7 protein-coding genes are annotated in these 13,549 nt (G+C 60.4%); all 7 read right to left on the bottom strand.

The window, feature by feature from the left end; all coding sequences use genetic code 11:
* Window positions 1–30 precede the first annotated feature (30 nt).
* Complete coding sequence (locus tag D0Z70_RS15510; RefSeq protein ID WP_119748034.1) at window positions 31–1,692, bottom strand: ATP-binding protein; 1,662 nt, start codon at window positions 1,690–1,692, stop codon at window positions 31–33.
* A gap of 9 nt (window positions 1,693–1,701) precedes the next feature.
* A complete protein-coding gene (locus D0Z70_RS15505) occupies window positions 1,702–2,919 on the bottom strand; it encodes a DUF4297 family anti-phage-associated protein (RefSeq protein ID WP_220475654.1) in 1,218 nt (405 codons plus the stop codon).
* 122 nt (window positions 2,920–3,041) lie between these two features.
* The gene (locus D0Z70_RS15500; protein ID WP_119748030.1) at window positions 3,042–5,663 is read right to left on the bottom strand and encodes an AAA family ATPase; all 2,622 of its coding nucleotides are present in this window, start codon (window positions 5,661–5,663) and stop codon (window positions 3,042–3,044) included.
* Window positions 5,660–6,769: a metallophosphoesterase family protein gene (locus D0Z70_RS15495; RefSeq protein WP_119748028.1), complete on the bottom strand. Its 1,110-nt coding sequence runs from the start codon at window positions 6,767–6,769 to the stop codon at window positions 5,660–5,662. Before D0Z70_RS15495 ends, D0Z70_RS15500 begins: the two co-directional genes overlap by 4 nt.
* Window positions 6,770–7,077: 308 nt before the next feature.
* On the bottom strand, window positions 7,078–9,747 hold the full coding sequence (locus D0Z70_RS15490) for an AAA family ATPase (RefSeq protein WP_182913984.1): 2,670 nt from the start codon (window positions 9,745–9,747) through the stop codon (window positions 7,078–7,080).
* Between the two features lie 398 nt (window positions 9,748–10,145).
* Window positions 10,146–11,924 (bottom strand): S1 family peptidase, encoded by a 1,779-nt coding sequence (locus tag D0Z70_RS15485; RefSeq protein ID WP_182913983.1) that lies wholly within the window; start codon window positions 11,922–11,924, stop codon window positions 10,146–10,148.
* A gap of 9 nt (window positions 11,925–11,933) precedes the next feature.
* Window positions 11,934–13,304, bottom strand: coding sequence for a lipase/acyltransferase domain-containing protein (locus D0Z70_RS15480; RefSeq protein ID WP_119748022.1), 1,371 nt, complete (start codon window positions 13,302–13,304; stop codon window positions 11,934–11,936).
* Window positions 13,305–13,549: the final 245 nt, after the last annotated feature.

Below are 13,549 nucleotides of genomic sequence, written 5' to 3'. Positions count from 1 at the left end.
GGTATCCCTATGAGGCGGGTCATCGCCTGACTAGCGGCGCATCCACTCATCGCGGATTTTGTCGATCGCGAGATCCTTCCACTGCTGCTGCCAAAGATCCCAGTACGGAATATCAGTCGATGCTGGAGCGGTCGTGCAGACCTCAATTTGGACAACTGAAGGCAGCGCGATCGACTCGCCAACCAATAGCGCCTCCCCCTGTTTGAACGCCGGCATCTTGTCGATGAGCGTTCCCAATGAGTCCGGCAGCAACTTGCGGACATAGCCTTGATCGACGGGATTAGTTAGGCGCATCGCGATAAAATTGTTACATTGGGAGAAGATCGTCTCTGAGATCTCCGATGGTCGCTGGCTCGCGAGCAGTAAGGTAACCCCATACTTTCGACCCTCTTTGGCAATGCGCTCGATCGACATCTTTGACGCCCGGAACTTTGACAGTTCGCTGTTCGGCACATATTTGTGCGCCTCCTCGTAAACGAGAAGAATGGGCGCATCATTATTTATCTTCTCATTAGCATTCTCAGCGCAGCGCAAGCGTTTATAGAAATACCCATGTTCGAAAATCAGGCGCGAGATGAGCGAAACTGTTATGCTCAGGACCTCAAACGGAACACCGCTCAAGTCAATAACTGTCACATTCTTGCATTCACCTTCACCGTATCCCAATATAGAGCGAAGCGTCTCTTCAAACGTGATGATCCTAGACTTCTCTCCAAGAAAGAAATCAAGCCGCCGGTCGTTTATCTTGCTTTCAAGGCGATTAACAAAATTTGTCAAACGCCCATAGAGACTTCCCTGAGTGGTTTTCTCCTGACCTTTTTTTGGACCACTTGCATAAAGCTCTCCGGTCCCGTTAACTTGGGTATTCTTTTCGACCGCGTCTTTCAAAATATCCCCGATATCAAACGGCAGCGGTGTATCGAGGTGGATCCTTTGCTTCTCGATTTCACCGCCTTGGAAGTTATCCTTCCTGCTCTTGATTACAGCGTCCTTGAACACGTTGCGCTGATTATGATCATTCGCCTCGGTGTCGAGGAAGAACTCCTCCAATTCCTCACCGCTCAGCATCCAGTAGGGGAGAACCAGGCTGGCACTGTCGATGAAATTCGCCTCCGGGAAGGCCGCACGATATTCTGAATGGATATCGAAAATGATCACATGCGAGTTGTTCAGCGTATAGTCGCCCTTCGCCCCAACCGCCTTCTGAACGATCTTTGCAACGGTGTGGGACTTACCGGAGCCTGTGGAGCCGACCACCGCGATATGCTTGTTGAAGAATTTGTTCCCATCGACGGGAACTTCGACCTCTTTGTTAGTTGCAAGGCTCGAGAAGCAGAAACGATCCTTCACGGGCAACGAGCTACCATAGATCAGGCGGATATCGTCGATCGTTGCCGGCTGGACCGTCTTGGGCGGGATCGCCAGCGCGTCTCCGCCGCGCTCAAACTTCTGATCGCGCAGAACGCCGAGCGGGAAAGCCTCGATTACATAGTCCTGACTGCCGTCTTCGCGCGCCTGGATCTGAAAATTCTCAATGATGGCGACTAGTACCGCATTCTCATTGTCGGCGATCTTCAAATAAGAGCCGACGCGGAGAGACTCCTCGGCGATCCTGAAATTCTCCAGGTCATCGACGACGATCTTTACCTTATTAGGAAAGACAGCGACGACTTCCGCTTTTACATCACTCATACCCACCCCCTAAATGATCTTGTCAATATCTTCGTACTTGGGAATCTGGAATCGGGTGTGTCTGATGGCACCATCACCAAAGTCTTCAACTGGCTCACTGCGATAGAATTCGTAGATCTCGCGCGAGCGCTGGAACGACAGAAAGGTCTGCCGCGCCTCCGCCAGATCGCAGAATAGTCTCAGAGCCGGACCAGCGGCGGCGTAGGAGGCCGGCCGGGAGATCGACCCGGCGTCGAACTGGGCGCCCTTGAAATCGTAGCCGTCGACGAAGCGAACGTCTTCATTGTGCAGCTCCTGCTTGAGGCCGGCAAGTTCGCTATCGTCAATGCCGACGAGCAGAACGTACGGCGAGAAGGGCTTCGCGTCGCGCTTGGATAGCTTGGAATATTTCCGGGAGATCGTCTTCAATAGCGTTTTGACCGTGTTCCGACTGTAGCTGTCGTCAGCCGCATGGATGATGAAGAGCCGTTCGGCCGGGGAGACGTTGACGCCCGTTGCGAAAAACTCGTTGCGCAACCCGCGATAATATTTGGCCGTACCGAGCTTGGCGATGAACCACTCATCAAAGAGATACGATGATGTATCTATTCGCTTTATGAAGTCTGCCCTCGTTATAACACGCAGAGCCTCCCCCGGCTCGATGGCGAGTTCTTTGATGACCCTTAGGGCGCTGTTATAATAAAAGAACTCGGCTGCGAACGGCGAACAACCAAACTGCTTTGCAAGGCTCTCAATGATGGTCTGAAACTGATCGTCGAATTTCGCCGCATTTACATCGATGGACAGGAGCTTCAAAAAATCCTCAAGCTCCGCATCACTGACACCTAGCTCTTCATGCTTTTTGACCGTTTTTTCTTTCGACGTAGTCGTGAGAAAATTAGCCTTGAGGAAGCCAATATCGAATGGGAGCACCAACTTGTCCTGCCCCGACGCAAAATGGCCGCTGAGCTGATATTGGATCGTTGGCCGATCGGCCGTAAGGCCCGCTTTGTAGTGCGCGAGCATGAACATGATCGCAGGCTTGATAATCGAATGATTATACTCGGATTTCTCGTAATATTTACACTGGACCGCGGTCGTTTCCGTAGCCGTGTGGATGTCAATATCCTCAATGCATTCGATCGCCACCGAGTCATTCGCGCCGGTTAGCCCCAGGATGCTGAGGATCGAGCGATCGAATTGATAGAAATAGCCAGCAATCGTAGAAACTGCACTCCGATCAGCCACGATTACCCCCTACGGTGATCTTCCGCGCGAACGTCACTCCGCATTCATTCGGCATCAAAATCCCCATTTTCGGCCGTTCCCGGTTGTCGATGATGGTATATCAGCGATTGAGGACTGCATGATCACAACACGATCCGATTTCCAGCGACATGTCTGAAGGCGCGATCGCGGCAGGTGAGGAGGACGACCTGCATGCGGGTCGCGGCCTCCGACAGGATCTCGATCATCGTGTCGAGACGGGCATCGTCGGAATAGACCAGCGGATCGTCGAGGATCAGCGACACGGGCTTTCCCTGCTCCAGCAGCATATCGGCAAATGCAATCCGGGTGAGAACGGCAAGCTGCTCCTGCGTGCCGCGCGACAGGCTCGCGCAGCTTTCGTCTACGCCCGCACGGATCACGCTTTCGAGACCGAGATCCTCCGAAAAGTTGAGCTCGCATCCAGGCAGCAGACGCTCGATATGACGCTTCGCCCGCGCCGCCACCGGACCGACAAATTTGGCCGACGTCTCGTTACGGGCTGCGTCGAGGGTGCTTCGCAGCAGCTTCAGCGTTTCCGCTTCATCGGTGATGCGCTGAAGAGCAAGACGCGCCGCCTCGACTTCCTCGGAGGCGGCAGCTGTCCGATCCGCAAGGCCGAGTCCGCCCTCGCTCTCGATCGTCCCTTCAAGGCGCGCGATATCGGTCTCCAACCGCGTTCGGGTTTCCCCGGCCGTGCGCACCCTCGCATCGATCAATTCGATTTTGCGCGTGATTGCCGCAACATCGTGCGCAGAGGCATCGCGGACTGCGTCTTCAACCTTGACCGAAGCCTCTGCGGCTTGCTCGCGCGCCTTAGCCAGATCTTCGGTAAGCGTCGTCCATTCAGGTCGCCGCTCGATCGCCTCAAGCGCGCTGACAGCGTTGGCAACATCGCTCGTGGCCCTAGCTTCTGCCGTCGCAAGAGGCGCTTCCTCCTTCTCTGCCCGACGCAGGGCCTCAATGGCGCTGTCCTGGGCCCCTTCGGCACGGGCTGAGGCGCTATCGGCCGTCTCCACCGCCTTCGTGAGCGCCTCGATATCGGGAAGCTCCCCCTCCCCCACGGCCTCCTCCGTACCGAGCTCAGCAACGAACAGTTTGAGCGCGGCGGATCCAGCAGTGACCTGAAGGAGATCGTCGGCGGGCGTGGCCGCTTCGATGCGCGCCTCCAGGGTTCGCAGATCGGCTGCGGCATCCCTAGCGATCTCGTGGCGGGCTCTCGCGGCAGCAAGATCGACAACACCAAGATCGTCGAGTGCGGCTTTCTGCTTACGAAGCGCAGACGCCAAGACCTCTGCGGCGCTGGCGGCAGACGCCGGCGGCGTGATTTGCAGCTCGGCGGCGCCGAAGCGGACATGGACCTCATGATCGAGGGTACGCACGCCGAGTGCCATTGGCTCGCCATCAATCGTGATGCCGTTTGCTGAGCCGGACAACGCAATCCGGGTCGCTCCGGCGCTCACCACTGCCTGCGCTTCGGCAACGGCACGATCATGCGCTTCAAGCGACGTCAGCACTTTCGGGGCGATCGCCGTGTCGGAGAGCGCCTTCGCGGTGCTGTGTTGTTCCTCGAGCTTCAGGAGATCGGCATGCCGCTGGCGCGCGGACTGGACCGCTAGACCGCGACGGCTTTGTCGGTTCCTCTCTTCTCCTTCCGCCAAGGCCGTTCGCGCGGCCTGGCGTTCCGTACGCGCGACATCAAGCGCGGTGCGCGCATCTACCACTTTCTGCTTCGCGGCCGACAATGTGTCGGCGACACCGAGGCGCCGTTCACTTGCCTCGGTCAGCGCTGCATCTGCTTTCATTCGGACCTGAGTCGCGTCGTCGTGGCGCTGCCGAAGGTCAGCGAGCGCCTTCACCTTACCGTTGACCGCCTCTTGCTCGGCACGACGGGTGCTGAGGATTTGGGCCGCCGCTCGCGCGACGTCGAGCGAAGCGACCAGGTCGCTACGCGTCTGCGCATCCGTATTGTCCGCCATCTCACGCTGGATGATCTTTAGGCGAGCGCGAGCCGCCTCGACATCTGAGAAGCTGCGCTCCAACATGGCTAATCGATCCGCGGCTTCGCGTGCTGCGGTCTCGGCAGCGTCGAGCCGCTCACGCGCATCCGCTTGCCGGCCACGCTTCTGTCCCGTCGGTGTCCAGTAGACCTCATACTGAGCCTCGACCCGATCCCTGACGCGGCGATAGGCAGCGCCACCCATGATCGACCCGACTTCCGCCTCGAGTGTGGAGGTGACGCTGTCGCGCACGATCTGGCCGGGCGCGGTCACGGACAGGGCTTCGGTCTGGGCGACCCACAGCAAACCGAGAGCGCCATAAGTCGCGACATCGCCGCCCCGGCTCGTGTCGCGGACTGAACCGAGCAGCGCATTCAAGCGCGCCTCGGCCTCCTCCCCTTGTGCACGGCCCTGAGGCCCAGAAATCTCGACCGATGCGCTGCGCAAGAAATGCTTGGTCACCGACCACGGCGCGCCATCGACATCGAAAGTGACCTCGACCTCAGGACCAACCGCATCGCCATGGGGGGCGAAGGATTGGGCCAGCTGATTGCGCGTGTTGAAGCGCACGAAAAAGGCCGCGCGCAAGGCCTCGAGAAGTGTCGACTTGCCCGTCTCATTCGGCTCGATGACGACGTTGAGGCCGTCAGTAAGGCCCTCGATCACTACGGGCGCGCGGAATTTCCGGAAATTTTCCACCGCGATGCGACGAATGACGAGGCTCATGCCGGCTCCTCCCGGCTATATTCCACGAAGAGCCGCTCAAGGGCCCGCTTCGCGACCACCGCATCCTCGCCGCCGCGTTCGATCCTGGCATTAAGCATCGTCGCCGCCGCCCCGAGCATGCCCTCGACGGCTAGATTCGAAATGTCTTCCTCCCTTGGCCGGCCAACCAGATCATCCGCGCGCACGTCGAGATACCGCAGCTGATGGCCGATATCGTTTTCGAGCCGACCCAGCATACCAATCCGGTCGCCGAGACTGGTGATACCAGCCAGCGTCAGGCGCAGAAGCGTTGTGGGCGGGTCGATCGCGCCAAAAAGCAATGCGCACTCGGCATCGAACGCTGCCTGGTCACTGACCATCCAGTCCCGTAGAAGCCATTGGAATCGGCCCGTGCGGATCGGCGTGACGGAGGGCTCCGCACCGGTTGACAGCTCCACGACAAGGGCCTGCCCGGGATCATCCCGCTGGAAGCGATCGACTTCGGGCGTGCCGGCATACCAGGTGCGACCATCGACGCGGAGGGCCCCATGCCAGTCGCCAAGCGCTAGATAGTCGAGGTTCGATCGGCGGGCGCGATCGGGCGCGATCTTGTTCTTCGTTTCGCCTTGCGAGCCGAAGTCGCGGATTGAACCGTGTGCGAGGCCGATGCGTAGGGTCGCGCCGGGCGTCTCCATGGCGTCGAAACGGGCGGTAGGATCTTCGAGATTATGTCGATGCTCAAGCGGCGCCGGCAGCAGCCAGATTCCAGGATTCATCTCGACCGGTTCGGGTGTCGACAAGACGACGATGTTCTCGCTCGCCCGCTGATGTACGCGATCCCACAAGCCGCCATTGCGGGCGAAATCATGGTTGCCGGGAAGCAGCCACCAGCGACAGCCATGACGGCTCATCCTGGATATGGCTTGGACGATCGTCCGGTCCTCGGGCCCTTCGGTATCAAAGATATCGCCGGCGACGACGACGTGCTCCACGCCCTGTTCAGCCGCTGCACGACCAAGTGTGTCGATGGCCTCGAACCGCGCCTCGGTAAGTCCGGCCCGGACTTCGGGCTCGAAGCGGCCATACGGTTTGCCGAGTTGCCAGTCAGCGGAATGGATGAATTTCAAGCTACCTCACCTTGGTCAGCATGGCTAAGTATTCCTTTACGGCGACGACCTAACTGAGGCCTCCTGTTGTCAACTATCAAGGTCACAACCGTCGATCATGTCGGGCCCGTCTACAATATTCCGTAAGCAACCGAGGCCGACATTTCATAGCCTCCCTCTAGCGCCCGACAAGGGGCTAGATTCAATATCGTATTCACTTTGGACACCAGCATCCGACAGATAGATTGTAGCATTCGGATTTCTCGTGAAACGAATTTGTGATCCGGCTCAGGTCGCCTGCGCGAGGCGGACGCAAGCGCAGTGCGCGATTAATCTAGGCTGAGATGCACCATGTCCAGCAGGACAACCAGCGCCGGTAAAAAGGCGGCAGGCACGCGGTGTCGTCTTAGATGGGCCGCCCGGCTTAAACTATTGTCCATAAGGGTGGCTGTCCCAATCGCCCGACCATAGCGTGCGACCAGCATCTGGAGCAGACGAGCGGGATCACCATCAGGCGCCCAGCCGGCGAGTTCTTCAGTAGCCGCTGTTTCTGGATCATGGCTGTCGCTCAGTCTCAGCACGCGGGCATGGAGCGACCAGTCCAGCACGAGAGGAGCCTGGATGCTTCCAAATCCACTGGAATCGACAGGGCTCCATTGATCACGAAGCCATCCGGTAGGCTTGCGTCCATAGCGCCAGTCGCCCGCGATCACGCGGCGCCATCGTTCCGCTGACGTGGCAAGGGATCGCAGTTCGGCATGGGGTCGGAAGAAGACTGTCGCCTCGGCCCATTCGGCAAAAAGGCCAAGACCCGCAATACCGGCGATGGGGCTGTCGGACAGAGTGTTGAACCGGGCGTCGCCAAACAGGCTGGGCAGTCTACTGAGCCGTGCTTCGTCGGCATGTGCTTGCTCTTCGATCCATTGGTTGCCGGGCTGGAGCGCCAGCGTGGCAGCGAAGAAGGCGTAAGGTGTGAGAGATGCGACCGCCATCGGGCCGGCTGGCACGTCGCCTGAATGGCCATCAGCCAGCCGCTGCCGCATACGCTCGCGCGCTATGGTCTCGACCTGATATCCAGCCGAGCCCTCATGGCCATGCACATAGTGGACGAGACAATAGGTTCGTGGATCGGGCTCGCGATCATAGGCCTCGCCATGAAATGCGGCTTCCAGAGCCATTGATCGAAAGCCGAGGGCACCGATTCTGGCCAGGGATCGCGGCTGCTGCTGCGCCTCGCCTAGGATGGAAAGAAGCGGCACATCCCGGAGCGCTCGCCCTATCTCAGGACCTCCAGCCTCGGCCCATATTTCCAGGAGGGTGACGCCCAGCATGGGCGCCATCATGGCGACATCGAAAGGCTCAGCCGGCCGGCGGACACGGAGGCGCTGCCGCGCGCTATGCCATTCGCCGACCCGCCAGTGAAATGTCATGATGGCGGTGGACAGGTCACCATCCGGATCGATCTCGCCCGCCTGGAGGACCCTTTCGACGACATAGCGGCATTCCCGCCAATCCTGGCGCTCGATGAGTCCGATTATCTCGTGGGTGGCCTCTCGCTCATCCATTTTTCGGCCGCTTGGCGCACTGGTGCGGAATTGCGCGCTACGCCGACCTGTAGAGCGCTGGAGCGCGGCTTGCGCCGTACTGGGAAGTTCCGCGATCATGTCCGGACTGAACTGGACCGCGATACCGGGCGCGATGCGGGGGGGCTTGGCGCCCGAGCGCATGCGCTGCAGGCGGTGATACAGGGCATCGACGCGCGACAGATTATCCTCGCGGCGTGAAAACCAACGATCGGCCAATAAATCTATGCGGGCACATTGCTGAGGCTGTTCACTGTAGAGTATCGGGAGCAGCACATGGCGCATGTCCGGCCGGTGCCGCACAAACCCCGGCTCGTCATCCGGGCCTACCAACCAATGCTGGGCGGCAAGCTTTGTGAAGCAGGATAAGGCCTCGGCCTCGCTCAGCGGCGGGAGATTCAGCGCCGGTGCCAGAACCTCGCGCAGAAAGTCGGCACTGATACGCCGTGCGATGAGGCCCGGATTGGCAAGGGCGGACAGCAGCGGATCGTCTAGCCGCGACAGGAGGAAACGATAAAGATAGGGCGCTGTGATCTGCCGGTCGATCGCTTGGTCAGGGAGGGCAGCGCCGCCAAAGCGGCGCACGCATTCGGCCGCCAAGCGTAGCACGAGCGGATTGCCGTCAGCGATATCCTGTATATGGGCGCGGCTTGGTCCAGGAACCTCAAGGATTGCCAGCATCTGGGCCGCCGAGGCTTCATCCAGCCCTTTAAGGGCGATCGGCAGGCCGATGCGGTCGGGACAGCTGTCGAGCGCTTCTCCGCGGCCCGCAGCGAGAATATGCAGCGGTTTCACCCCCGCGTTCACAAGGTGATCGATCCATTCGAACAGGGCGACGGGATGCTGCTCGCCGCGTCCGCGCAAGACCTCGAGCGTGTCGAGTATGAGCAGGACGGGACGGCCCGATGTAGTGACGGCCTCGCCAATGGCATGGCCAAGGCGAGCGGGAAATTTAGACGCATCGGAGGCGATGAATTGCTCGCTGCCTTGCTCGACCCTCCCAGCGACGAGCCGCGCTTCGGCGAGCGCGGCGCTGTCCCGGCTGATGTGGGCGCTGACCTGGCGCGCCACTTCCATGGTGAGGCGCAGGAGGTCGAGGATGGTGAGGCCTGCCCGATCAAAATCGAGGCGCACCACAATCGGGGCTTCCTGAGCCTCGATCCGCTGCACGGTCTCTTCGAGGAGTGCGGATTTTCCAATGCCGGGAATGCCGCCGATATAGGCGGCGCGGGCGCGCGGCTGGTCGAGGCCCTGCTTGAACCAGTCCAGCAACGCCGTCATTTCTTCAACGCGCCCGACAAAGAGCTGTTCGGTCACAAACCGGCGCCGTTCGTCGCGCTCAAAGCTATGTAGACGGGATTTGGCGGCGGCCAGGAAGCGCATCAAGGCTCCGCCGGCGCGCTCGATCGCCGTCACGATCGCTGCAATTCGCGCCTGATCGACACCGGGATCGGCAATGTCGCGCTCGACGACGGTTTCGGCAAAATCGCCGGTGCCAAGCGCCGCTGCAAGCAGCTGGCGTGTTTCGGGATCATAGCCCAAGGCCATGCGCTGCCCGACCGCAGCGCTCAGCGCGCCGGATTCACGCAAGCTAGTAAGGACGAACCGGCGTTCATTGGAGCGCAGCAGCCACCGTCCTGTACCATCAAGATCGACATCGCAGGCCTCGGCGAGGGCCGATGCAACCACGGCCGCAAGGCCCGGGTTCTGAAGGGCTTCGCGCGGCAGCGCGTCGTGAGGCGTGAAGCGACCCGACAGGGCCGCGAAGCGCTTTGCCGCATCAATAAGGGCGATCGTAGCCTCAGGAAGCGCACTCATAGCGCGCCTGCCTGCACAGGCGCGGTCTCGGCAAAAAGCGCGCGTATCGCTGGCCGCAGGCGTTCGGCGGCCTGTTCGGCAAGCCAGGGCGCGAAGATGCCGTTGCTATGAGGAAGATCGGCGAGGGCTAGCTGGGTGAGTTCGGCGATGCGTTCCATACTGAGCGTCTTGCCGGCAGCGAGCGACGCATCGCTCAGAAAAGCGGTGATATCGCTTGGGGCAAAGCCGGAAATATAGTCCGTGACAAGACCCGGCCGGCTCTCGGCACGCGCCTGGGCGGCATTGGCATAGTCAGCGCCCGGCAGCGGAACCGCCTCGAAACCGGCAATCACGATCCGCACCCGTGGGAGTAGAATGAGCTGATCGACAAAGGCTTCGAGGGTTGAACGTATCTCATCGCCAAATGCCAAAGCGGGATGGTCGAAATAGAGCCAGAGGCGCTGGTCGATTGGCTCGAGCGCGCTGTTGATAGCGAGCGCGAGGCGGCGCCCGCGATCAGCCCCGATCGCCTCGGGCTGCGTTTGGCCTTTGGCAACCCCTTCTACGGCTGCGGGCGCGTCGACCGGGAGACCGCAGGCTTTCACACGCGATGCGATATAGCTGACCAGATCTTCGACGAGCGTCTCGAAACTGAGGCGGCACAGGCGCGCAGAGGGGTCGCGCGCGACCAGACGGTCGAGGATACGGTAGCTGAACGCCAGGCCGCTCGTATCAGCGGTCGGGTCCGCACGCTTGACGCGAATGCCGCGAATGGGTCCGTCACGCGATGCCGCCGCAAAGCCGTCAAAGAAGCTCGATCGCCCTAGGATGAATTCGCCATCTGGAGAGCCATTGAGGGACCAAACACGCGGCGGTGCAATATCATTGGCGACGATCCGGGCGACATCGGCATGAAAGCAGCTTGCCGGCACCAGCCTGCCACGGTTTGTTTCCCCTCTCCCCTGGTGGATTCCCATGATCGCATAAGCGCTGTCGAAACAGCCGCCGCCCGAAGAGCCGCGATCCGTCCCGACGCTATGCGACCACCGGGATTTCAGGCGGCGCAGGGGGCCGATAGAGCCCAGGCCGATTTCGGGACCGACACCCAAGGGATAATGGACAACAACGATAGGCGCACCATTCGCATAGGCTTGGGGCGCTTTGGCGAGACGTGCCATTCCGAAGGCAGGACCGACCGCGCGCTCGAGCTGCAAAACCGCAAAATCCGAGAAGCCGGCTAGCTCTGCCTCATCGACGGGTAATTTATAGGCATATTCGTTGAGGCTGCATTTGGAGAAAGAAATGGGCGGGAAGACCGCGCTCATGACCTGGCCGTCGGAGAGGCGCACCTTGATCCTGGGCGGCGGGGCAGGGTCTGCGACATTGGGCGCAACGCTTGTGATGACGTGCCAGGAGGTCAGCACCGAGGTCGGCCCGATGAGGACGCCCGATCCCACAGGCTGGGTGCCGCGTTCGATCCGGCAATGAAAGCCGCTAAGGCGCCGGCAAAAGTCCTGAAAGTCTTTGAGATTCTTGCCCGGCGGCAGGGGCGGCGGCGGTGAAAAGTCGATCGGCACCCCCTGAACCGCCAGGGCGCGCGCAAATATGTCGAGGCGCCCAGTCGACTCAAGGACTGTCCGCCACGCTTTTCCCACATTGCCGTTGTAGAATGCCGCCAGCCCGTTGAGCGCTGCGGCATTGAGCGGCAGCTCTGCGTCACCGAGCTGCATCGCAGCCAGTGCAAGGGCGGCCTTGTCGGGATAGATCCTCACCGCATTTTCGATATCTTCTGGCACCCACATGGATCAGCTTGCATCCTGCTCTTCAGCAAAGACGCTGAATGCGACCGGTTCGGCGACATTGGGGGACCCTGAGAACTGTAGGACATAGTGCCCGGGCTCAGTGATGGGGTTCAGGCGGAAATGGAGCCGCGTGAACGGCGCCCCTGCATAGCGTATCGGTATGCGTTGGGCCTCAATGTCCTGGTCCGTTTCCATGTCGGGCTTCTTCATCAGCACGAGGGTGCCGTCGATCTCGGTGAGGCAGCCTTCCTTGTTGATCGCGCTCAGGACGACCTCGATGGTCGACCCGCTTTCGATGATGGGGGCCTCGAGCGTGAGCCTTGCCTCATCGCCCACGGCCTCCAGCGCATAGCCCTCGTCAAAGCCCAGCAAGCGCGCAAAGACGCGGTGAAAAGGATCGCCGGCAAATGCGGTCGAATGCTCATTGACGGCGATATGATGCTGGCCGCGGACCGGCAGCGCGCTGGTGAGGGGTACGGTTCCGTCTCCGGCCTCGTCGGTCCGGGTGACCACTGACCTTGGAAGGTCCAGCTCCCCCAGCCCCTTTGTGAAGAGATTGACGCGTGTGACCGTGCGGTGCCCGCTGCCAGCAAAGTAGAAATAGCGGATATGGGCGGCGCGGCGGCCGGCATCGAGCCGCACATGAACCGCGCGCGTGCGCTCGAGGAGCGCCGTCTTGAGGCCGAGCTTTTCCGCAGTGGCGGGATCATAAATGTCGAGGGGCGCAAGTGTCAGGCTGGACTGGTTCCAGCAGCATAAATCGGCTGGCGCAGGCAGGAGTTGATAGGCAGACGGATAGGCATCCTGACTTGCGATCCAGGCAAAGTCGGCCTTGCTGATCCCCATGGCGCTGTCGAGGCCGAGGACCCGGGCGAGCGCGAGCGGTGCACCCAGATGCGGAGTTGCAATGGCTATGAACTGGTCGATCGCCGCGAACCAGGGCTTGGCCTGCATGGCGGGGTCTTCGAGGATGAGCCGCGTGACAAGCCCGCCCATGCTATGTGCGACCAGCGTGATTTTTGTGGCGCCATCGGCATGGGCCTTTGCGATGAGTGTCTCGAGTTGACCGGCTATGGTAAAAAGATCGAGCCGCCAGTCATATGGAAAGGCAAGCAGACGATTCTGCTGTCCGGTTTCGGTGAAGCCCAGATGGTCAAGCTGATCGAACAGGCCGCTGTAGAATTGGACGCATAGCACATGGCGGATGATCTTTGTCGGGCGCACTCTGGGATCAACGAGCTTGTCGCGGCGCTTATAGCCAAATTTTGTCTCCAGCGGCGTTGGCGGCCAGACCATCTCGCTCTTTCCGCCGTCGAGGGCAGGAAGTTCGAGCGCAGTACCCATGATCCCCGGGATGACGATGACGATGTGCATCAATTATGGCCCCCACCATTTCGTATCGATGACGCAAGCCGCCATCCCCAGACAGCGAAAATCTCTCAAAGAGAGGATAGACGCAATCGCATTCCGATCCATCCTGACTATTTGTTCACAGCGCCACCTATTTGAGTTTTGCTTTTCAGCGTCGCGCCAACGCGTCATCATCGGGCATGGTCGGCGCCCCCCTTCCCATCAATCCCTTTGGCTATACAGATCACAGGCCTTTTGCCGCATTTGGC

It is taken from the genome of Sphingobium terrigena (genome assembly GCF_003591655.1).
Taxonomy (GTDB): Bacteria; Pseudomonadota; Alphaproteobacteria; order Sphingomonadales; family Sphingomonadaceae; genus Sphingobium; species Sphingobium terrigena.
Note: the sequence above shows the minus strand (reverse complement) of the source record. Positions and strands in the feature narration are given on the sequence as shown.